Origin of the sequence: Virgisporangium ochraceum, assembly GCF_016863655.1 — a bacterium.
Lineage (GTDB): Bacteria > Actinomycetota > Actinomycetes > Mycobacteriales > Micromonosporaceae > Virgisporangium > Virgisporangium ochraceum.
The window spans coordinates 17,016-37,877 of the sequence record NZ_BOPH01000010.1; the positions used below are offsets into that span (position 1 = coordinate 17,016).

The window sequence follows — 20,862 nt, forward strand, 5'->3', positions numbered from 1 at the left end:
CCCGGGTCGATCGGCGTCGGTCTTTGGTCGACGGCCGCCTTCAACTTTGGTCGAATACCGCGGCCGGGGTCGGCATGCTTAGGCTCGGTCGCGTGAAGGATCTGGGACGCATCGGGGAGCGCGCCGCCGTACCGGCGCTGCTCGCGGTCGCCGTCCTGTTCTTCTCGTTCCTGGCACCGGGCCGCCCGACCGGCCTGCTCGACCAGCCGACGCTCGACGAGCGGTACGGCCAGTGGGCGCTCGTGTATGCCGGGGTCGTCGGCACCGGATGCGCGATCGGCGCCCTGGTAGCGCGCCGTTGGCAGTGGCCGGTCTCCGTGTTCGGGCTGGTGGCGTGGCTGACGTTCGGCTCGTGGGCCGGGCTGCTCACCGCGTCCTACTACGCCGCTGTCGCCCGGCGGCGGGTGCTGCTCGGCTGCTTCGCGACCATCGTGTTCGTCAGCTACCTCGGCGCGGCCCTGACGGTCTACCCGTTCCGGATCGAGTTCGCGATGTGGGCGACGCTGTCGGCGGCGCTGGTGGTCGGGCTGCCCACCGCGGTGGGGCTGTGGGTGCGTGAACGCCGACGGGTGTTCGCGGGGCTGGTCGAGCGGGCCGCGCAGGCCGAGCGCGAGCAGCAGGCCCGCGGCGAGCAGGCCCGCGCGCAGGAGCGGGCCCGCATCGCGCGGGAGATGCACGACGTGGTCGCGCACCGCGTCTCGCTGATGGTCCTGTACGCCGGCGCGATCGAGGTGAACGCACCCGACCAGGAGACAGCGACGGCGGCCACGCTCATCCGCACCACGGGCCGCGACGCGCTGGTGGAGCTGCGGGCGGCGCTCGGCGTCCTGCGCTCGGGCGAGACCGGCCAGGCGCCGCTGCCCACGCTGTCCGACCTCGACGAACTGCTGGAGCAGAGCCGGGCCGCGGGCATCGAGCTGGTACGCCACGACGAGGGCGAGCCGCGGACGTACCCGGCCACCGTCGAGCGCACGGCGTACCGCGTGGTGCAGGAGGCGCTCACCAATGTGCACAAGCACGCGGCCGACGCGTCGACGTCGGTGGTGGTCCGGTACCTCCCCGAGGGGCTGGGGGTGACGGTGCGCAACGGGCCGGGCGTCTCCGGCACGCTGCCGGGCAGTGGCACCGGGCTCGCCGGGCTCCGCGAGCGGGTGGAGCTGCTCGGCGGCGCGTTCGAGGCCGGTCGGCGCCTCGACGGCGGGTTCCTGGTCTCGGCATGGTTGCCGCAATGATCCGGGTGATCGTGGTCGACGACGAGGCGCTCGTGCGGTCGGGCCTGCGGATGATCCTGGAGGCGGCCGGCGACATCTCCGTGGTCGCCGAGGCGGTCGACGGCGCCGACGCCGTGCGCGCGGTCGCCCGGCACAGCCCCGACGTGGTGCTGATGGACGTGCGCATGCCCGTCATGGACGGCATTGCCGCGGCCGGGCAGATCGCGTCGGTCGCGAAGGTCATCATGCTCACGACGTTCGACCTGGACGAGTACGTGCACGCGGCGCTGCGCGCCGGAGCCGTGGGCTTCCTGCTCAAGGACACCCCGCCCCGCGACCTCGCGGCAGCGGTGCGCACGGTCGCCGCGGGCAACGCGATGCTCGCGCCCACGGTCACGAAGCGGTTGATCTCGTCCTACGCCGACCAGCGGCCGGCCCGTGCCACCACGGCCCGCCAGCAGCTCACGGTGCTCACCGGGCGGGAGGAGGAGGTGGTCCGTGCGGTCGCGCGCGGGTTGTCCAACGCCGACATCGCCAAGGAGCTGCAGATGAGCGAGGCCACCGTGAAGGCGCACGTCAGCCGGTCGCTGGCCAAGCTCGGGGTGACGAACCGGGTGCAGGCCGCGATTCTCGTGTTCGAGTCAGGAACGTAGGTACTTCAGGACCGCGAGCACGCGGCGGTGGCCGTCCTCGGCGGGCAGGTCGAGCTTCATGAAGATGTTGCCGATGTGCTTGGCCACGGCGGCGTCGCTGATCCCGAGCACGCGGGCCACCTGCGGGTTCGAGCGTCCCTCGGCCATCTGGGCGAGTACCTCGCGCTCGCGCGGGGTGAGGCGGTCGAGCGGGTTGGCGGTGCGCTGGCGGCTCAGGAGCTGGCGCACCACGTCGGGGTCGATCACCGTGTCGCCGGCGGCGACCCGCGCCACCACGTCGGCGAAGTCGGCGACCTCGCCGACCCGGTCCTTGAGGAGGTAACCGACGCCGGCCTGGCCGGTCGGGCCGAGCAGCTCGGCGGCGTAGGCGGTGGCCGCGTACTGCGACAGCACCAGCACCGCGGCCCTGGAGTCACTGGCCCGGAGCCGCACGGCGGCGCGCAGGCCCTCGTCCTTGAAGTCGGGCGGCATGCGGACGTCGGTGATCACCAGGTCGGGGCGGTGCTCGCGGGCGGCCGCGACCAGCGCGTCGCCGTCGCCGACGGCCGCCACGACGGAGTGGCCGAGGCCCTCCAGCAGGCTGACGAGGCCCGCACGCATCAGCGTCGAGTCCTCGGCCAGCACTATGCGGAGCTTCTCTCCCGGAAGCCTCTCTACTGGAAGTGACACGGAAGGTCGATCCGGATCATCGTGGGCCCACCCTTCGGACTGCTGATCTCCAGGGTGCCATCCATCACCGCGACCCGGTCGGCCAGCCCACGCAGTCCCGTCCCCCGCGTCGGGTCGGCGCCGCCGTGACCGTCGTCGATCACCGCGACCAGCAGCCGGCCCTCGGCGAACCCGCCGGTGACCTGCACGTGGCTGGCGTCGGCGTGCCGCACGGCGTTGGTCAGCGCCTCCGAGATCACGAAGTACGCGGCGGACTCGACCGGCGTCGGCGGCCGGCCCGGCAGCATGAGCTCCACCTCGACGGCCAGCGGGCACCGCTCGGCGAGCTCCCGCACCGCCTCGACTAGGCCGAAGTCGGTGAGGATCTGCGGGTGGATGCCGCGGATGTGCTCGCGCATCGACGCCAGTGCCAGCCGGGCCTGCTGGTGCGCCTCACCCACCAGGGCCGCGGCCCGGGTGTTCTGCCCGGCCAGCTCGACCTGCGCGAGGCCGAGCTTCATGGTCAGGAGGACGAGGTGCTGCTGGGCGCCGTCGTGCAGGTCGCGCTCGATGCGTCGCCGCTCGGCCTCGAACGCGTCGACCAGCCGGGTCCGCGACTGCGACAGCTCCCTCACCCGGTTCTGCAGGTCGGCGTCGGTCGGTGCCAGGAGCCACTTCGCGTACTCCGCCTGCGCTCCGGCGAGGACCCCGATGCCGTACAGGGTGAGGACCGTCCCCGGGACGCCGACGACGCCGGCGAGCAGGAACAGCTCGCCCATCGAGTCGAACGTGCGCTCGAACACCTGGACGTCGATGACGCCGCCGTCGACGAAGTAGACCAGCGGGATCACCAGGAACAGGACGAAGAAGCCCAGCACCGACAGCGCGATCAGATCGATGACGCTGATCGCGAGCAGCATCGTGATCGCGTAGACGAGCTCGCGCCAGGTCGCCGGCTCGGTGACGCGCCGCTGCACCCAGTCGAGGCCGAAGGGCACCGGCACGTGCGGGTCGGCGACCGGCTTGCGCTCGATGATCCGCAGCCGCCACCGCTCCACCACCCCGACCGGCAGCCCGATCAGCAGCAGCGCCGGCGGGAACGTGCCCAGCACCAGCGCGGCGAAGAACGCCATACCGCAGCTGACCAGCGTGCCACCGACGTAGACCAGGCTCCGCCACGGCCACGACGACAGCAGGAACCGCACCGGGTTGCCGGCCATCGCCCGCCACAGGGTGGCCTGCCTCGGCGGCACGGCGGCGGTGTCGGTCGCCGGTTGGTATGTGGGAAGCATGCCTTGACGCTACGAACTCCCGGCCGCCGGCGCGATGGACCGCAGCGGTCGCTCCCGGGTCGATCCCCCGCTACCGGTGGGGTAGAGCATGCTCTACCCCACCGGTCCGTCCGCGGGCTCGGGCGGCTCGGGCGGCGTCGCCCGAGCCCACGGAAGGGGCTCCCCCCGGAGCGGTCAACTGACCGGGCCGACGCACAGGATGAAGTCCCGCGCGGTGCCCGATGCGTCCTGTGACAACGTGAACTCTGCTCTGGTGTTGGCGCACACCGAGTCGTCGAGAGTGCCGTCCTTGCGGAGCAGCACCTTGTAGGCGCCGGCGTCGGTGCACTTCGCCTTCTCGACCCGGTTGTCGTCGCTCTCGTCGACGGTCAGGCAGTCGCCCTGGCGGTATCCGGACAGGTCGCCGCTGACCGTCTCCTCGCCCCCGCCGCCGGGCTGCTTCGTCGGCGTCGACGAGGCCGCCGGCGCTCCTACGGCCGGCGTTGCCGACGCCGACCCGATGTCGGTCGGTGACCCGACCGCCGCCTGACGGTCGCCATCCCCCGACGACCCGTCGGCGACGAAGAAGAAGTAGGCCGCCGCGCCACCCCCGATGCACAGCACCAACACGACGGCCAACACGCCGACCACGATCGGCACTCCCCGGTTCGACCGCGCCGGAGGCCGGCCGGGTGCGTCGACACCCGGGCCGGGCACGGCGTACCCGGTGCCCGGCGTCGGCGCGGTTCCGGGCCCGCCGGCCGGCGCCGGCCCGGGGCCGAACCCGTTCGGATCCATGGGTGGAAAGGCATCGGAACCCCCACCTGCCTCGTACCTGGCCGGCTCGTACGCGGCCCGCTCGTACCCGGCCGGCTCGTACGCGGCCCGCTCGTACCCCGCCGGCGGCGCGGTACCGGGCTGGGCGGTACCGGGCTGGGCGACGCCCGGGCCCGGGCCGGGCCGCCGGACGTCCGGCCGTGGTGGCGCGGCATCCTGCCACTCGGGCCGGGGCATCGCGGCGTCCCGGCGCTCCGATCGCGGGCGCGGGGCGTAAGCGTGCTCGGGGCCTGCCAGCGGGTGGGTCGGTGCGTGGCCCGGCTCGGGGGGCGCCGCCGAATGTGCCGGCGCGTACGTCGGATCCGGACCGGGGCCCGGGCTCGGTCGCGGCCGTGGGGGCGCCGCGTGCGCGGCCCGCCCGGGGCGGCCGGGGTCCGGGGGCGGAGGTGCGCCGACGGCCGTTGTCTGACCGCCCCAGCCGGGGTCCGGGGGCGGGGCAGCGTCGGCCCACGGGTCCTGGCCGGCGGGCGGCGACCCCGGCGAGCGGTATGACGCCCCGTAGTAGGTCGAGCCCGACGGCCGCGGCGTCCCGTGTGTCGACATCCGTAGCCTCCTGATCATTCTGAGTAACGCGCCCCGTCACGCAAACCACGGGATTCTGAGAAGACCGGCCACACGCCCACCACACGCTGGCCACATGGGGTTCAACGATCAACGCCCCGACACGACCCATCGCGCAGATCTTGGACGCCTGTACATCGATTTCGATGCACAACTGTCCAAGATCGCGAAAATGGGGAGGGAGAGGCGACCAGCGTCTCAGCGTTCCAAGATCGACGGGAGCTGGCGGCGCCGATATAGTACGGTCCGAGGTTCCACGCCTGTCGATGCGCAGGGTCGACGCCAAGTCGATGCACAACAGGAGAGACGCGGTGAAGTACCAGGTCCTCGGGCCGTTGAGCGTCCGCTCGGACGACGGTGTCGAGGTGCCGATCCGCAGCCGCCTGGAACGTACCCTTCTGGCCGCTTTGCTCGTCCGGGCCGGCCAGGTGGTCACCGTCGGGCAGTTGGTGGAGACGCTCTGGGGCGACCACCCGCCGTCGAGCTATGCATCGAACCTGCAGACCTACATCTCGCGGCTGCGCGACCGGCTCACCCGCACCACGATCGAGCACGTCAACGGCGGGTACCGCCTCCTGGTCCCGGATGAAGATCTTGATCTTGCGTTGTTCCGCCGGGAGGTCGCGGCCGCGCGGGAAGCGGCGGCGCGCAGCGACGACAAGGGCAGCGCGGTCGCCAGGTTCCGGACGGCGCTCGGGCGGTGGCAGGGCCCGATGCTCGCCGGCATGTCGATCCCGCTGCTCGCGTCGGACATCGCCCACTGCGACCTGGAGCGCCTCGACGCCGCCGAGGACTGCGCCGACGCGCACCTCGCGGCCGGCCTTCCGGTGACCAACCTGCTGCCCGAGCTGCGCCAGCTCATCGCCGAGCACCCGCTGCGCGAGCGCCTCCACGGGCTGCTGATGCGGGCGCTGTGCCGGGCCGGCCGGCGGGCCGACGCCCTGCTCGCCTACCAGCACGCCCGTGACCTGCTGGTCACCGAGCTGGGCATCGAGCCCGGCGCCGCGCTGCAACGGCTGCACCAGGCGATCCTCAAGGGCGAGGACGACGAGCCGGCGCCCACGAACGCGTTCCCGGTCTGCCAGCTGCCGCCGGCGCCGGCCGGGTTCGTCGGCCGCGAGGAGGTGGTCGAGCGGATCGCGGCGATGCTGCGGCCGGGGGCGATCGTCCCGGTGGTGACGCTGTCCGGCCAGCCCGGCGTCGGCAAGAGCACGGCCGCGGTCGTGGCGGCGCACCGCATCCGCGACGCGTTCCCCGACGGTCAGATCTTCATCAACCTCGCCGGCGCGAGCGCCGCGCCCCGCGACCCGACCGCCGCCCTCGCCGACATCCTGCGCAGCCTCGGTGTGCCCGGCCCGGCGATCCCGGAGGATCCGGGCGCCCTGTCGGCGGCGTACCGGGCGAAGCTCGCCGACCGCAGGGTCCTGGTGCTCCTCGACGACGCCGCCGACCCGGCGCAGATCCGTCCGCTGATCCCGGGCACCGGTGGCAGCGCGGTGCTGGTCACCAGCCGGCGGCTGCTCGGCGGCCTGGTCGAGGCGCGGCACGTCCACCTCGATCCGCTCACCGATCCCGAGGCGCAGGCGCTGCTCGCGCACATGGTCGGTGCGGAGCGCGTCGCGAAGGCGCCGGCGCACGCGGCCCGCATCGCGACGGCCTGCGGCAACCTTCCGCTGGCGCTGCGCATCGCCGGCACCCGCCTGGCCACCCGCGGGCTCACCGTGAAGGCGCTGGCCGAACGGCTCGGCGACGAGCGGCGCCGGCTGGGCGAGCTCATGGTCGGCGACCAGCAGGTCCGGGCGAGCATCGCGTTCAGCGTCACCGCGCTGTCGCCGCAGGCCCGGGCGGCGTTCGCCGCGCTCGGGCCGGTCGGCCCGCGCAGCGTCGCGTCGTGGCTGGTCTCGATCCTTTGTGACGCGCACAGCACCGACGCCGTTGTCGAAGAGCTCGTGGAGGCGGGCCTCCTCACACCCGACGGGGCGGGCGCGGACGGGGAGCCGCGCTACCGGCTGCACGACCTCCTCCGCCTGTACGCGGAGGACCTGCCGTCGGGCGGCGCGCCGGCCCGGTCCCGGCTCGTCGGTGCCGTGCTGTGGGCGTCCGATATCGCCTCCCGCCACCTGCCGCGGACCGTGACGTGGTCGCGGACGGCGACCACCGCGGACCCGGCCCCGCTCCCCGACGGCCTCTCCGAGCGGCTGCGCGCGACCCCCGGCGAATGGCTCGACGCCGAGCTCGACGTGCTCGTCGACCACGTGCTGCAGGTCGCCGACGACGGGTCGGTGCTGGCCCTGGCCGAGCGGCTGGCGCCGTTCCTGTGGGTGCGCGGGTACTGGTCACGGCTGCGCGACGTGCTCGCAGCGGCCGGGCGGGCGGCGGCGCGCACCGGCGACCGGCGCGGGCAGGCCTGGACCGACCTGATCAACGCGATCCTGCGGCTGGTGCGCGGCGAGGTCGCGGAGGCGGCCGAGCAGTTCGCGCGGAGCCTGTCGCGGTTCGAGCGGCTCGGCGACGCGCACGGGCTGGCCTGCGTGCTCAGCGACCAGGCCATTCTCTACGGCTACCAGGAGTACGCCGAGCGGGCGATCGACGCCGCGCGACGGGGACGCGAGTACTTCGCGGAGGCGGACGACCCGCTCGGCGCCGTGATCGCGGCACCGCCGCTGTCGGCGGCGTTGCGCGGTCTCGGCCGCTTCGAGGAGGCGCTCGACGTCGACCGGCGCGCCGTGGCGCAGGCCCGCGTGCTGGCGGCGGCCGACGTCGTGCTCGGGCGGTGCCTGAACTCGCTGGCCGTCAGCGAGCTGCTGAGCGGTGACGCGGAGCGGGCGCACGAGGCCGCGGCCGAGGCGGTGCGGTTGCTGCGGCCCAGCGGCGACCGGTACGTGTACCTGGCCGCGCTGCGGCAACTGGCGACCGCGGCGGCGGGGCTGCGCCGGCGGACGGAGGCGATCCGGCTGCTGCGGGAGAGCCGTGACCTGGCCGCCGAGCTCGGCGACCGGCTCGGCCACACGAGCGTCGACCGCGACCTCGCCGTGAGCCGGATCGGCGACGGCGACCCGGCGTCGGCGGCGAGCGGGCTGGAGCGGTGCCTGGCCGAGTTCGAGCGCATGGACATCCCGAGCGGGCAGGTCACCACGCTGACCATGCTGGCACGGGCGTACGACGAACTGGGCAAGGGCGCCGACGCGCGCAACGCCCGGCGACGGCTCGACGAGGTGCGAAGCGACCCGCGGGACCTGCGGACGCCGATGCTGACGAACATCATGCTGCAGCTCGCCGAGCGGGTGTGACTTTTTGTCATACCCCCTCGGTAGCGTTTGTTCGTGAACCGTACTGATCGTCTATATGCGCTGGTGGAAGAGCTGCGGCGGGCCCGGCCGGGGTCTCGCAGCGCGCGTCGGCTGGCCGAGCAGTTCGAGGTCGACATCCGCACGATCCGCCGCGACATCGGTGCTCTCCAGCAGGCCAACGTGCCGATCTACGCCGAGCCGGGCCGGCGCGGCGGGTACGTGCTCGACCGCGCCTACACGTTGCCGCCGCTGAACATCACACCCCGCGAGGCGATCGCGACCGCGGTCGCATTGAGCGCGATGGCCGGCACGCCGTTCGCGGCCGCGGCCCGGTCGGCGCTGCACAAGCTCGTCACCGTGATGGCACCGCACGACCTGGCCGCCACCCGCGCCATGGCCGGGCGGGTGTGCCTGGTCGAGCAGTCGACACCGGCGGCCGGTCCGGTCGAGGTGCTGCGCGAGGCCGAGGAGGCGCTGTGGAGCCGGTCGGTGGTCACGATCGAGTACGACGACCGCAACGGGCGGCCGACGTCGCGGTCGGTGGAGCCGATCGGCCTCGTCGGTGGCGGCGAGCACTGGTACCTGGTGGCGTGGTGCCGGCTGCGGAGCGGCATCCGCGAGTTCCGGCTCGACCGGGTGCGCCAGTTCGCCCGCACCGACGAGGTGGCGGCGCCCCGGCTGTCCACACTCGCCGGGCTCAACGTCGGTGACCTGGGCACGGCTCCCCTGCGGCTGGGAGAGCGTCCGGAAAGCGACAACGTCGGAAATGCGGACAGGAGGGTGCCTTCACGCCGGGTGAGTATGGGTCGAACGGCGCCTGAAGCACACAGAAGGGACTTCCGCGTTGACGGTCAACACGAACCACGTCACCGCCCCCTCGGTCGACCACCGGCTGTCGCTGTGGACGCAGTGGCTGGCACTGCGTAACGGCACCCATGGGGCGGACCACGACCTGCTGGCTCCCACGCTCGTCGCGCACTTCCCGCACACGGCCACCCGGCCCGAGCACACCGGCGACCGCGCCGACCTGCTCGCGTGGGCCGGGGCGGTGCGGTCGGCGTTCGTCGACTTCGAACTGTCGGTCCAGGTCGGGCCGGTGCTCGGGGTGCATCTGATCGTCGGTCGGTGGACGCTCACCGGCATCACGCGGGTGTCGGGCCCGTGGGGTCCGCCGGGAACGGTGGTCCGCTCGTCCGGCGTCGACATCGTGCGCATCGAGGGTGGGCGGATCGTCGAGTTCTGGGTGAACCACGACTCGCACGACCTCGCCGGAGCAACCGGGTGACATGAGCGTCGGCAGTGGCTCCGCGTCGGGGGGAAATTCGTCGCGGGGCCGCTGTCGATTTGGAGGTGGCGTCGCGTCTTCGGGGTGAGAGGCTCACCGGAGCGCGAGAGGATCACTGATGCGGTACATGCTGTGGATGATCGGCGACGGGCGGGAGGAGCCCAGTCCCTCCCAGATCTTCGCCGATCCGGAGTTCATCGCCTACGAGAAGGCCCTGGAGGAGCGGGGGATCCCGCACCGGGGTGGCCGGCTGCGCCCGCCGCACACCGCGGTGACGGTGCGGGTGCGCAACGGTGAGGTGCTGCTCACCGACGGGCCGTTCGCCGACACCAAGGAACACATCGGCGGATACGAGATCATCGAGGTACCCGACCTCGACGTGGCGATCGAGGTGGCGGCGCTGCACCCTGCCGCCCACCAGACGGTCGAGATCCGCCCGTTCCTCACCGACACCGACACCGGGAACACTGCCGGGAACACCGCCGACGAGGAGGCCTGAGATGAGGTTCCTGATGATGGTCGGCGTGGAACCGGGTGCGGAGGCCGAGGGCGAGAGCGGTCTGACGATCGAGCAGTGGCTCGCGGAGACCGAGCGGCGGGGCGTGCGGGTCGAGGGCGACATCCTCGCCCGTCCCTCCGACGCCACCACCATCCGCGACTACGGCCGGATGATCACCGACGGGCCGTTCGCCGACACCAAGGAGTGGATCGCCGGCTACGACGTCCTCGACTGCCGTGACCTCGACGAGGCGATCGAGATCGCCGCGCTGCATCCGATGGCGCGGGCCGGGCTGATCGAGGTGAGGCCGTTCTGGGAGGAGTAACGGGGGGCGACGGCGGCGCCCGCGCCGGGCACGACGACAGCGCGCGTGCCGCCGTCGACACGGCTTTCAGGAACGAGTGGGGACGCGTCGTCGCGACGCTGATCCGCGTCACCGGCGACTGGGACCTGGCCGAGGAGTGCACGCAGGACGCGTTCACCCAGGCGCTCGCCCGCTGGCCGGTCGACGGCGTGCCCAGAAGTACCGCGGCGTGGCTCACCACCGCGGCCCGCAACCGGGCCGTCGACCGCATCCGCCGTCGCGCGGCCGAGAGCAACCGGGTCCGCGCGGTTGCCCTGACGATCAACGACGAGGCCGCCCCGGCACGGGAGGAGGACGAGGATTCCGTGCCCGACGACCGGCTGCGGCTCATGTTCACCTGCTGCCATCCGGCCCTGCCGATCGAGGCGCGGGTCGCGCTGACCCTGCGCACGCTCGCCGGCCTCACCACGCCGGAGATCGCGCGGGCGTTCCTGGTCGACGAGAAGACGATGGCGCAGCGGATCGTCCGGGCCAAGCGGAAGATCCGCAACGCCGGCATCCCGTACCGGGTGCCGCCGGAGCACCTGCTGCCCGAGCGCACCACCGGCGTGCTCGGCGTGCTGTACCTGATGTTCAACGAGGGCTACTCCGCGAGCACCGGGGCCGACCTGATCCGTCAGTCGCTGTCGGCCGAGGCGATCCGGCTCGCGCGGGTGCTGGTCCAGCTGATGCCCGACGAGCCCGAGGCCCGCGGGCTGCTCGCGCTGATGCTGCTGCACGACGCGCGCCGGGTGGCCCGGCTCGACGCCAACGGCGACCTGGTGACGCTGGAGGACCAGGACCGCTCGCGGTGGAACCGCGCAACGATCGACGAGGCCGTGCGGCTGGTCCCGCGCCACCGCGGTCCCTACGCGATCCAGGCGGCGATCGCCGCGCTCCACGCGACCGCGCCGCACGCGGCCGACACCGACTGGCCGCGGATCGCGAGCCTCTACGGGGAGCTGGCCACGCTGGTGCCGTCGCCGGTGGTGGAGCTGAACCGGGCGGTGGCGGTCGCCATGGCCGACGGTCCCGAGGTCGGCCTCCGTCTGATCGACCGGCTGGCCGGTACCGGTGCGCTGCCCAGCTACCACCTGCTGCCGGCGACGCGGGCCGACCTGCTCCGCCGCCTCGGCCGGTCCGCCGAGGCCGTGGTCGCGTACCGGGAGGCGCTGGCGCTCGCGTCCACCGACGCCGAACGGCGGTTCCTCCAGCGACGCATAGAGTCGCTGGAGTGATCACCGTCGGACACCGGTTCGGAAACAGCGCCGCCGGGCTCCGCGACGCGCTGGGGGCCGGCGTCGACCTGGTCGAGGCGGACGTGCACCGGTACCGGGGCCGGCTTGAGCTGCGCCACAGCAAGTGGCTGGGCCGGTGGCACCTGTGGGACCGCGGAGGTGTGCTGGTCCGCCGCCGCGACGTCGAGCTTCCGCTCCTGCGTGACCTGCTCGCGGGGGCCGACCCGGGTCGGCTCATGCTCGATCTCAAAGGCGTCCACCCGGGTCTCGCGCCGGCCCTGGCGACCGTTCTCCCGGCGGACACGCCGGTGTGGATCTGCACGCAGCACTGGTGGATGCTGCGTCACTTCGCGGGGCACCGGAACGCACGGCTGGTGCTGTCGGCCGGCAGCCGCCGCGGCCTGGGTCGCCTGCGTGCCACCCTGCGGGCGGGCCGCCCGGCCGCCGGGGTCTCGGTCCGCCGCGACCTCCTCACCCCCGCGGTGGTGGCGGAGCTCCACGGGTCGGCACCCGCGGTGCTGACGTGGCCGGTCGACACAGAGGCCGAACTCGTTGACGCGCGGCGGCTCGGCGTGAGCGGCGTCATCAGCAAGAACCTGGCGCTGCTACGAACTCTGAACGCGTCGGACACAGACCGATGACGCGGGTCGATATCCCTGAGCGTGGGAGGCGGCCATGCGTGGTGCTCCGGCCGTTCGGCGACCCGTGATCGACGGGGCCGCGGCGCCGCCGGCCAAGCCGTGCACCGGTCTGCTGGCGGGGTTCGGCCTAGGCTGTGCCGATGATATCGATGACCCCGAAGGACGAACTGAAGTACTACCTGCAGCGGGCGCGTGAGGCGCTGCTCTGGAAGCTCGACGGCCTGTCCGAGTACGACATCCGCCGGCCGATGGTTCCCACCGGAACCAACCTGCTCGGGCTGGTGAAGCACGTCGCCGGCACCGAGTCGGGGTACCTCGGGTTCGTGTTCGAGCGGCCGTTCCCCGAGGACCTGCCCTGGATGGAGGAGGACGCCGAGACCAACGCCGACTTCTGGGCCACCGCCGAGGAGTCACGCGACGACATCGTCGGATTCTACAAGCGGGTGTGGGCGCACTCGGACGCCACGATCGACGCGCTCGACCTCGACTCGCCGGGTCTCGTGCCGTGGTGGGGTCCCGAGCGTGAGAACGTCAGCCTGCAGTTGGTTCTGGTGCACATGATCGCCGAGACGAACCGGCACTGCGGCCACGCCGACCTCGTGCGCGAGCTCGTCGACGGCACCACCGGGCTCAGCAGCCGGAACTCCAACCTGCCCGACCGGGACGCAGCCTGGTGGCGGGCCTACCACGAGCGGCTCGAGAACGTCGCCAAGCAGGCCGGATAACACTGCGTCCGGCCATCACTCCGGTGCGTGATTCATCCCGATTGTGATCGATTTGGCGTTCGAACACTTGTACGATTAGGGCATGCAGACCGACGTCGCCGCGCCCGCGGTCACCTTTGCCGACAGGGGGAATACCTCACCCGACGACGACAACCCGGAACCGCCGGAGAACGACACCGAACCCGAACCGCCGGCCGAGCAGCCCCGCCACCGGCGACGCTGGTGGAACCGGGTACCGGGCGGCGCGTTCCTCGACGGGCCGACCGACGACCGGTACTCCAACCTGTGGTTGGGCGCCTGCGGCCAGGGCGGCTGAGAGCACGCAGGCCGTCACTGTGGTTAATTGGCACGGTGGCGAAGTATTTCGACGTGCATCCGGCCAACCCGCAGCGGCGGGCGATCGCCCAGATCGTGGAGATCATCAGGGGTGACGGGCTGATCGCGTACCCCACCGACTCGTGCTTCGCGTTCGGGTGCAGGCTCGGCAACCGCGAAGCGATCGACCGCATCCGGGACATCCGCAAGCTCGACACCGGTCACCACTTCACGCTGGTGTGCCGCGACTTCGCGCAGCTCGGCCAGTTCGTGCACATCAACAACGCGTCGTTCCGCGCGATCAAGGCAGCCACACCGGGCAGCTACACGTTCATCCTGCCGGCCACCAAGGAGGTGCCGCGGCGGTTGATGCACCCCCGCAAGAAGACCGTCGGCGTACGCATCCCCGACCACGTGGTCGCCCAGGCGATCCTCACCGAGCTCGGCGAGCCGCTGCTGTCGAGCACCCTGCTCCTGCCCAACGAGCCCGAGCCGTTGACGCAGGGTTGGGAGATCAAGGAGGCACTCGACCACCAGCTCGACGCTGTGGTCGACTCGGGTGACTGCGGCACCGAACCGACCACGGTCATCGACTACTCCGACGGCGAGCCGGCGATCCTCCGGTACGGCGCCGGCGACCCTTCACGCTTCGAGTAAGGGGAACAGCCATGAGGATTCTCTTCATCGGCGGCACCGGCATCATCAGCTCCGCCTGCGCCCGGGTCGCCGTCGAGAGCGGCGCCGACCTCGTCGTCCTCAACCGGGGCAGCACCACGACGCGGCCGCTGCCGGCCGGCGCGACGGTGCTGAACGCGGACATCCGCGATCCCGCGTCGGTGCGCGACGCGCTCGGCGACCGCACGTTCGACGCGGTGGTCGACTGGATCGCGTTCACGCCCGAGCACGTGCGGACGGGCATCGACCTGTTCCGCGGGCGGACCGGGCAGTACGTGTTCATCAGCTCGGCCTCGGCGTACCAGACGCCGCCGGCGCGCATTCCGGTCGTCGAGTCGACGCCGCTGCGCAACCCGTACTGGCGGTACTCGCGCGACAAGATCGCGTGTGAGGACCTGCTGGTGGCCGCCTACCGCGACACCGGTTTCCCGGCGACGATCGTGCGCCCGTCGCACACGTACGACCGCACCCTGGTGCCGCTCGACGGTGGCTGGACCGCGATGGCCCGCATGCGACAGGGCAGGGAGGTGGTGGTCCACGGCGACGGGACGTCACTGTGGACCCTCACCCACCACCTCGACTTCGCCGCCGGGTTCGTGCCGCTGCTGGGTCACGCCCGGGCGGTCGGCGACGTCTTCCACATCACGTCCGACGACGTGTTGACGTGGAACCAGATCGTGGAGACGCTCGCGGCGGCGGCCGGCGCTCCGACGCCCCGGATCGTCCACGTTCCGTCCGACGCGATCGCCGCCGCCGACCCGGAGTGGGGTGCCGGTCTGCTGGGCGACAAGGCGCACTCGATGGTGTTCGACAACTCGAAGCTGCGCTCGGTGGTGCCGGGCTTCGTCGCGCGGATCCCGTTCGAGCACGGCGCCCGCGAGATCGTGGACTGGTTCGACGGCGACCCGGCCCGCCAGCGCATCGACACCCGCCTCGACGCGGTGATGGACAAGCTCGTCGAGGCCTGGCGGGTCGCCTGATCCCGGTAGCGCCGTGGCGCGGCGTCGAACTGGTGGAGCCGCTGCCCGGCGGCCACCGCAACCGGGTGTTCCTCGCCCGGCGGGGCGGGCAGCGGCTGGTCGTGCGCACCTCCGGCCGGCCGGTCGACGCGCTGGAGTGGGAGATCGAGCTGCTCGGGTTCCTTGCCGCGGCCGGCCTGTCGGTGCCGGTCCCGCTGCCCAGCGACGACGGACGGTCGCATGTGGACGGGGTGCTGGTCACCGGGTTCCTCGACGGCCGACCGCCGCGGGACGCCGACGACTGGCGGCTGGTCGTCGACGAACTCGTGCGCCTGCACGAGCTGACGCGCGGGTGGCCGCAGCGGCCCGGGTTCGCGTCGAGCGGGCGGCTGCTCACCGGCGACCGGGGCGGCGACGTACGGCTGGACGCGATGCCGGTCGAGGGGGTCGCGGCGGTGCGGGCCGCGTGGGGCCGGCTGGGTCACGGCGACGAGTGCGTCGTTCACGGCGACGTGGGTGGCGCCAACGTCCTCGTCGACGGGCGGCGGGTCACGCTGCTCGACTGGGACGAGGCGCGGGTCGACGTGTCGTGGTTCGACTTCGCGTTCGTTCCGGAGGATGTCGAGGTTCCGGTACCGGTCGAGCGGGCGGCGCTGGTGACGGCCGGCGTGGCGTGGGAGGCGGCCACCTGCTGGGTCGCGGAGCCGGAGTACGCCGCGCGCTGCCTCGCGGACCTGCACGCGAGACAGCCTTAGCCGACGGCCGGGACCGCCGAGCGCGGATCTACGCCGGCGAATGCCAACCCGATCACGAAGCCCGCGACCTCCTCGAGCTGACGCGCGGTCGAGCCCGCCGAGTACGGCCGGCGTGCCACCGACGTCACGTACGAGCGAACCGACGACGTCGAGCGCCCGTGGGTCGTCGCCGCACATGGCGACGGTCGCCGTGCCGGTGCCGGGTCCGGTCCACAGCGTCGACGGGAAGAGGTGGAACGCCTTGACCACGTGCGCGCCCGGCACGAGTTCGGCGAGCCGACCGGCGAACGACCCGCCCGGTGCGACGCGCAACACGCCGACGCCGTGGTCGACGGGGTTGGTCGGGTCGATGAGCGGCACGCCGGTCAGCGGACCGGCCGCGGCCAGCACCTCGGCGGCGGCCGTCCAGGTGACCGCGAGCAGCACCGCGTCGGCGCCGTCCGCGACCCCGTCGAGGGGACGGGCGACGCCGCCGATGGTCGCCGCGAGCGCCTCGGCCTTCGCGGGCGAGCGGCCGCCGACGACGATGTCGTGTCCGGCCCGGGACCAGCCGGTGGCGAGCGCCGTGGCGAGGGTTCCGGTGCCGAGGATTCCGATTCGCATGCGGCGACCGTAGCCAGCCCGATACGCACCGGCCGGTGCGTGTCGCGGGTGCCACGATGGTCACCATGGGGTCCGACCGTTGCGAGGAACTGGTGGCCGACTGCCGCCTGCGGATGGCCACCGACCTGTTCGCGCACACGTGGGACCCGGTGGTACTCGCCGCGCTGCACGCCGGTCCGCGCCGGCGCCGGGCGCTGCGGCTGGGTATCGGCGGCATCAGCGACAAGGCGCTCACCGAGGCGCTGAACCGGTTGCTGTCCAACGGTCTCGTCGAACGGCGCTCCTTCGCCGAGGCGCCGCCGCGGGTCGACTACGCGTTGACCGACCTCGGCCGCAGCTTCGCCGACGGGCCGATGCGGGCACTCGGCGCGTGGGTCACCGAGTACGGCGACGACCTGGTCGCGGCGCAGGACCGGCTCTACGACCAGACGCCCAGCGTGGGCCGGTCGGGATAGGTCCGGCCCCGGATCGCCGCGAGGTGCGCGAGGATCGCGGGCCAGCGCTGCGCGTCGCCGCCGACGAGCGTGTTCGCCAGCCAGATCATGTAGTTGCAGCGCATCCGGTGGTGGAAGTAGTCGGAGATCTCCTGCGGGGTCTCGGTGTACCGGTCACCCAGGCCCAGTTCCCGCACCTCGCCCACCCACGGCACGACGCCGCGCAGGTCACGCGTCGCCGGGCGCTCTCCGCGGAACAGCCGGTTGGCCTGGATCGTGCGGACCGGCGTGGGCAGCGGCAGTTCGGGATCGGGTCCGCCGATCGCCACCCCGCCGGGCCGCACCGTCGACGACGCGTGGTCGATCAGGTCGAGCAGGTCGGCGTCGTCGCCGGCGGAGGTGACGCACAGCCGCAGCGGGGTGCGGGTCCACGCCTTCTTGCTCTCCGTGAACCAGCGCTTGAGGTGCGCGAGGGAGCCGTCGGCCGCGAGGCCGGGCCCGAGCGCCGGTTCGCCCAGCCCGTACATGGCCAGGTTCGGATGGGCGTCGTAGCGGGCGGCGTAGGCGCGGCTCATCGCGATGAGCCGGTCCATCGCGCTGATGCGCCACAGCTTCGCGACCGAGACCAGCCCGCCGGGCCATGTCCGGTCGGCCGGCTTCACCGCGACCCAGCCGTTGTTGACGATGTACGGCGGGTACACGTTCGCGGTCGGCTCGCCGAACGAGCGGTCGGCCACGTGCAGGATCAGCGACTTCGGCGTGGGAAGCGAGGCCACCTTGTCGAGGTACGCGTCGACGATGCGGAACCCGCGCGAGTAGTCGCCCGGCGAGCCCTCGAAGTACGCCCACGTGAAGTGGACGACGAAGCCCGCGACGTGCGGGTTGCCGCCCACGGCGTCGAAGAACCGGAAGTCGGCGTCCTGGCGCTGCGGGGTCCAGTGGAGGCCGCACGGCCGGACGTAGTGTCCCGGCCGGAAGCGGACACCGGCGGCGGCCACGGTCGTCCGCCGCGGTGGAGGTGCCACCAGTAGCTCGTCCATCGGAACCATCCCGGGCATCGACCAGCATTTGTCTCAAGCAGTCTTCGAGACCCCACTGGACGTGGACTGGAAGAATTCTGTCGCCGCAGGTCAGCGCGCTCGCGCGGCGCCGCGTCAGCGGCGGCCCGCAGGGCGCGTTGCGCCTCGCGCCGGCCGCGTCAGCGGCGGCGTAGCTTTGCGCGGACGCCGTCGGCGGCCGGGTGCCCCAGGTCGTCGAGCACCGCCACCGCGTCGCGCCAGGCGGTCTGTGCCGCGTCGGGATCGCCCGCCTCGGCGTGCACGTCGCCGAGCCGGCTGAGCGCCTCGGCACCGATGTACCGGTCGCCGGCCGCCCGCAGCAGGTCGACCGCGCGACGGTAGCTGGCGACCGCCCCCTCGTGGTCCCCCAGCTGGTGCCTGGCGTGGCCGATGGTGTCCCACGTCATGCCCTGCCCGTGCCGGTCCCCGATCTCCTCCAGCACGACGAGCGCCCGCTCACACGCGGCGAGCGCCGCACGGTGCTCGCCGAGCTGTGACCGCATCCAGCCGATCGAGTTGAGCGCCCGCGCCTGCCCGGTGCGTTCGCCGATCTCCTCGAACAGGCCCAGCGCGAGCCGCGAGTGCTCGACCGCCTCGGCGTACCGGTGGCCGTGCGACTCCAGCAGGGTGCTGAAGGCGAGGTGGATGTACGCGATGTCGCGGGTGTCGCCGATCTCGTGGGCCAGGTCGAGCGCCTGCCTCAGGTGGTCCTGCGACTCGTCGAACCGCCGGAGCCGGTGGTACGCCGCCGACAGCCCGCGGTGCGAACGGGCCTGCGCCACCGGGTCGCCCAGCCGCGTGGCGGCGCGCAACGCGGCCGCCTGGGTGTCGGCCAGGTCCCGGTAGTAGCCGCGGCGCTGGAAGAAGATCGCCATCGCGTGCGCGAGGTCGTGGACGTCGGAGTGCAGCCCGTCGCGCTCGGCCGCCGCGAGCACGGCCAGCAACGCCGGCCGCTCGGCGGTGAACCACGCGACGGCCTGTTCGGCGTCGGCGATCCCCTCGACGGTGGCCGGTGCGGTCTCGCCCGCGAGCGACCGGTGCGGGTCGACCAGCCGGCCGGCGGTCCGCGCGGTGTCCCGGTAGTAGGCCAGCATGCGTTGTCGCGCGGCGCGGCGTTCGTCGTCGCTGTCGGTGGTCCGGGTGAGATCGGACGCGTACGCGCGGAGCAGATCGTGGACGCCGAAGCGCCCCGGCCGGTGCTCGCTGAGCAGGTTGCCGCGGGTCAGTTCGGCAAGGTGGCGCCGGGTTTCCGGCGAGCCGGTCAGACTCGCGGCGGCCGGTGCGCTGATCTCCGGTCCCGGATGCAGTGACATCAATCGGAACAGCCGCTGCTCCGAGGGGCCGATGGCGCGGTACGACGCGGAGAACACGGTCCACAGGTCGGTCGCGTCGTCGCCGCTGGCGAACGTGTCGAGGCCCGACCGCAGCTCCGCGGCGATCGCGCCGAGCCGGAAGTCGGGGTAGGTGGCGGCGCGGGCGGCCACCACCGCCAGCGCCAGCGGCAGGCCCGCGCACCGTTCGATGATCTCGGTGACGGGTTGCGGCTCACCGGCGATCCGCTCGGTTCCCAGCCGGCGCTCGAGGAGCTGGCGGGCCTCCGAGGCGGGCAGCAGGTCGAGCCGCATCGGGTACGCGCCGTTCGCGGCGACCAGCCCGGTGAGCTGGTTGCGGCTGGTGGCCAGCACCAGGCATCCGGGGCTACCGGGAAGCAACGGCCGTACCTGTTCGGCGTCGCGGGCGTTGTCGAGCACGACGAGCATGCGTCGACCGGCGAGCATGCCGCGGTAGAGGCTCACCCGTCCGTCCACTGTGGACGGTATGCGCGCGGCCGGAACCCGCAGCGCCTCCAGGAACCCGCGGAGCACGTCGCCCGGGTCCGCTCCCTGTTCGTCGAACCCGCGCAGGTCGGCGAACAGCTGCCCGTCGGGGAAGTGCTGGCTCATCCGGTGCGCCCAGTGGGTGACGAGCGTCGTCTTGCCCACGCCGGCCGTGCCGCCGACGCACACCACCGCCGCGGCCTGATGCTTGTCGAGCTGCCGCAGGTCGTCGACGCGGCCGACGAACGTCGCGAGGTCGCTCGGCAGCTGTGCCGGCCCGGCCGGCGACGGGTCCGGCTCTTCCGTGAGCAGCGCGGCGTGCACGCCGGCGAGGTCGGGTCCCGGGTCGATGCCCAGCTCCTCGGCCAGCCGGTCGCGGGTGGCGTGGTAGGCCGCGAACGCCCGCGCCCGCTGGCCCGCGGCCCGGTACGCGCGGATCAGCAGGGCGACCGCCGCCTCGTCCAACGGTTGGTCGGCGACCGCCTCCTCCAGTGCCGTCGTGGCCTCGGCCACGGCATCGACGGCCAGCAGGGCCTCGCCGTACTGCACCCGCGCCGTGCGGCGCTGCTCGACGAGCGTGGTGACCTTCGGGTGGTCGGCCAGCGCGGGAGTATCGGCGAGCGGCTCGCCCTGTCCCAGCCCCAGGGCATCGGAGAGCAGCACCGCCACCCGCGCGAAGTCGCCCCGTTGCCGGGCCGTCGCCGCCTCGGCGAGCAGCTCCCGGAACCGCGAAAGATCAAGATCAATGGTGGACGCGTCGAGCGCGTACCCGTCGCCGACCGTCAGCAGGACGCCGCTCGGCCCGTACGAGGGGCGCCGGGGTTCCAGCGCGCGCCGGAGGCGTTTGATGCGGGTCTGGATGATGTTGCGCGCGGTCGGCGGTGGCTGCGACCCCCAGAGCGCGTCGACCAGTTCCGCCCGTGACACCGACTGGCCGGCGGCGAGCGCGAGCAGGCCGAGCACCGCCCGTTCGCCGGTCGACCCGAGGTCGGCGGGCTCGTCTCCGTGCCAGACCCGGACCGGGCCCAGGACCTGCATACGCAT

The 20,862-nt window shown here is 73.0% G+C and carries 20 protein-coding genes and 1 pseudogene; 15 read left to right on the top strand and 6 right to left on the bottom strand.

What is annotated here, in order from left to right:
- Positions 1 to 92: 92 nt before the first annotated feature.
- Both Voc01_RS03610 and Voc01_RS03615 read left to right on the top strand, forming a co-directional pair.
- Positions 93 to 1,232 carry a sensor histidine kinase gene (locus tag Voc01_RS03610; protein WP_203925801.1) on the top strand — a complete coding sequence of 380 codons (1,140 nt, stop codon included), beginning with the start codon at positions 93 to 95 and terminating at the stop codon, positions 1,230 to 1,232.
- Positions 1,229 to 1,864: a response regulator gene (locus Voc01_RS03615; RefSeq protein WP_203925802.1), complete on the top strand. Its 636-nt coding sequence runs from the start codon at positions 1,229 to 1,231 to the stop codon at positions 1,862 to 1,864. The genes Voc01_RS03610 and Voc01_RS03615 overlap by 4 nt, the downstream gene beginning before the upstream one ends.
- Here the strand turns inward: Voc01_RS03615 and Voc01_RS03620 are convergent.
- The 3 genes from Voc01_RS03620 to Voc01_RS03630 form a co-directional block, all read right to left on the bottom strand.
- A complete protein-coding gene (locus Voc01_RS03620) occupies positions 1,853 to 2,491 on the bottom strand; it encodes a response regulator transcription factor (protein WP_203925898.1) in 639 nt (212 codons plus the stop codon). The genes Voc01_RS03615 and Voc01_RS03620 overlap by 12 nt on opposite strands.
- 26 nt (positions 2,492 to 2,517) lie before the next feature.
- Entirely contained in the window at positions 2,518 to 3,804 is a 1,287-nt protein-coding gene (locus Voc01_RS03625) for a sensor histidine kinase (RefSeq protein ID WP_203925803.1), read from the bottom strand.
- Positions 3,805 to 3,978: 174 nt separating this feature from the next.
- Positions 3,979 to 4,797, bottom strand: coding sequence for an LppU/SCO3897 family protein (locus tag Voc01_RS03630; protein ID WP_203925804.1), 819 nt, complete (start codon positions 4,795 to 4,797; stop codon positions 3,979 to 3,981).
- Between the two features lie 650 nt (positions 4,798 to 5,447).
- Between Voc01_RS03630 and Voc01_RS03635 the strand changes: the two genes are divergently transcribed.
- The 12 genes from Voc01_RS03635 (at position 5,448) to Voc01_RS03690 (ending at position 15,906) form a co-directional block, all read left to right on the top strand.
- A complete protein-coding gene (locus tag Voc01_RS03635; protein ID WP_203925805.1) occupies positions 5,448 to 8,471 on the top strand; it encodes an AfsR/SARP family transcriptional regulator in 3,024 nt (1,007 codons plus the stop codon).
- Between the two features lie 63 nt (positions 8,472 to 8,534).
- Positions 8,535 to 9,398 carry a helix-turn-helix transcriptional regulator gene (locus Voc01_RS03640; protein ID WP_203925806.1) on the top strand — a complete coding sequence of 288 codons (864 nt, stop codon included), beginning with the start codon at positions 8,535 to 8,537 and terminating at the stop codon, positions 9,396 to 9,398.
- The gene (locus Voc01_RS03645; RefSeq protein WP_203925807.1) at positions 9,316 to 9,756 is read left to right on the top strand and encodes a nuclear transport factor 2 family protein; all 441 of its coding nucleotides are present in this window, start codon (positions 9,316 to 9,318) and stop codon (positions 9,754 to 9,756) included. The genes Voc01_RS03640 and Voc01_RS03645 overlap by 83 nt, the downstream gene beginning before the upstream one ends.
- A gap of 118 nt (positions 9,757 to 9,874) precedes the next feature.
- The gene (locus Voc01_RS03650) at positions 9,875 to 10,255 is read left to right on the top strand and encodes a YciI family protein (protein WP_203925808.1); all 381 of its coding nucleotides are present in this window, start codon (positions 9,875 to 9,877) and stop codon (positions 10,253 to 10,255) included.
- Position 10,256: 1 nt separating this feature from the next.
- Positions 10,257 to 10,580 (top strand): YciI family protein, encoded by a 324-nt coding sequence (locus Voc01_RS03655; protein ID WP_203925809.1) that lies wholly within the window; start codon positions 10,257 to 10,259, stop codon positions 10,578 to 10,580.
- Entirely contained in the window at positions 10,568 to 11,836 is a 1,269-nt protein-coding gene (locus Voc01_RS03660; RefSeq protein ID WP_203925899.1) for an RNA polymerase sigma factor, read from the top strand. Before Voc01_RS03655 ends, Voc01_RS03660 begins: the two co-directional genes overlap by 13 nt.
- A complete protein-coding gene (locus Voc01_RS03665) occupies positions 11,833 to 12,477 on the top strand; it encodes a glycerophosphodiester phosphodiesterase (RefSeq protein WP_203925810.1) in 645 nt (214 codons plus the stop codon). Before Voc01_RS03660 ends, Voc01_RS03665 begins: the two co-directional genes overlap by 4 nt.
- A 140-nt stretch (positions 12,478 to 12,617) precedes the next feature.
- On the top strand, positions 12,618 to 13,202 hold the full coding sequence (locus Voc01_RS03670) for a DinB family protein (protein WP_203925811.1): 585 nt from the start codon (positions 12,618 to 12,620) through the stop codon (positions 13,200 to 13,202).
- 82 nt (positions 13,203 to 13,284) lie between these two features.
- Positions 13,285 to 13,518 carry a hypothetical protein gene (locus tag Voc01_RS03675; protein WP_203925812.1) on the top strand — a complete coding sequence of 78 codons (234 nt, stop codon included), beginning with the start codon at positions 13,285 to 13,287 and terminating at the stop codon, positions 13,516 to 13,518.
- A 35-nt stretch (positions 13,519 to 13,553) separates the two neighbouring features.
- Entirely contained in the window at positions 13,554 to 14,174 is a 621-nt protein-coding gene (locus Voc01_RS03680) for an L-threonylcarbamoyladenylate synthase (protein WP_203925813.1), read from the top strand.
- Positions 14,175 to 14,185: 11 nt separating this feature from the next.
- Positions 14,186 to 15,172 carry an NAD-dependent epimerase/dehydratase family protein gene (locus Voc01_RS03685; RefSeq protein ID WP_203925814.1) on the top strand — a complete coding sequence of 329 codons (987 nt, stop codon included), beginning with the start codon at positions 14,186 to 14,188 and terminating at the stop codon, positions 15,170 to 15,172.
- A 32-nt stretch (positions 15,173 to 15,204) separates the two neighbouring features.
- The gene (locus Voc01_RS03690) at positions 15,205 to 15,906 is read left to right on the top strand and encodes a phosphotransferase (protein WP_203925815.1); all 702 of its coding nucleotides are present in this window, start codon (positions 15,205 to 15,207) and stop codon (positions 15,904 to 15,906) included.
- A 393-nt stretch (positions 15,907 to 16,299) separates the two neighbouring features.
- Here the strand turns inward: Voc01_RS03690 and Voc01_RS54570 are convergent.
- Positions 16,300 to 16,509 (bottom strand): annotated as a pseudogene (locus tag Voc01_RS54570) (NAD(P)-binding domain-containing protein); the annotation flags it as partial.
- A gap of 65 nt (positions 16,510 to 16,574) precedes the next feature.
- Between Voc01_RS54570 and Voc01_RS03700 the strand changes: the two are divergent.
- Positions 16,575 to 16,964, top strand: coding sequence for a winged helix-turn-helix transcriptional regulator (locus Voc01_RS03700; RefSeq protein ID WP_239159915.1), 390 nt, complete (start codon positions 16,575 to 16,577; stop codon positions 16,962 to 16,964).
- On the opposite strand, the gene Voc01_RS03705 is transcribed toward Voc01_RS03700, so the two are convergent.
- Both Voc01_RS03705 and Voc01_RS03710 read right to left on the bottom strand, forming a co-directional pair.
- Positions 16,928 to 17,983, bottom strand: coding sequence for a hypothetical protein (locus tag Voc01_RS03705; protein WP_203925816.1), 1,056 nt, complete (start codon positions 17,981 to 17,983; stop codon positions 16,928 to 16,930). The two genes, Voc01_RS03700 and Voc01_RS03705, sit on opposite strands and share 37 nt — an antisense overlap.
- Positions 17,984 to 18,141: 158 nt before the next feature.
- Positions 18,142 to 20,862, bottom strand: coding sequence for an AfsR/SARP family transcriptional regulator (locus Voc01_RS03710; RefSeq protein WP_203925817.1), 2,721 nt, complete (start codon positions 20,860 to 20,862; stop codon positions 18,142 to 18,144).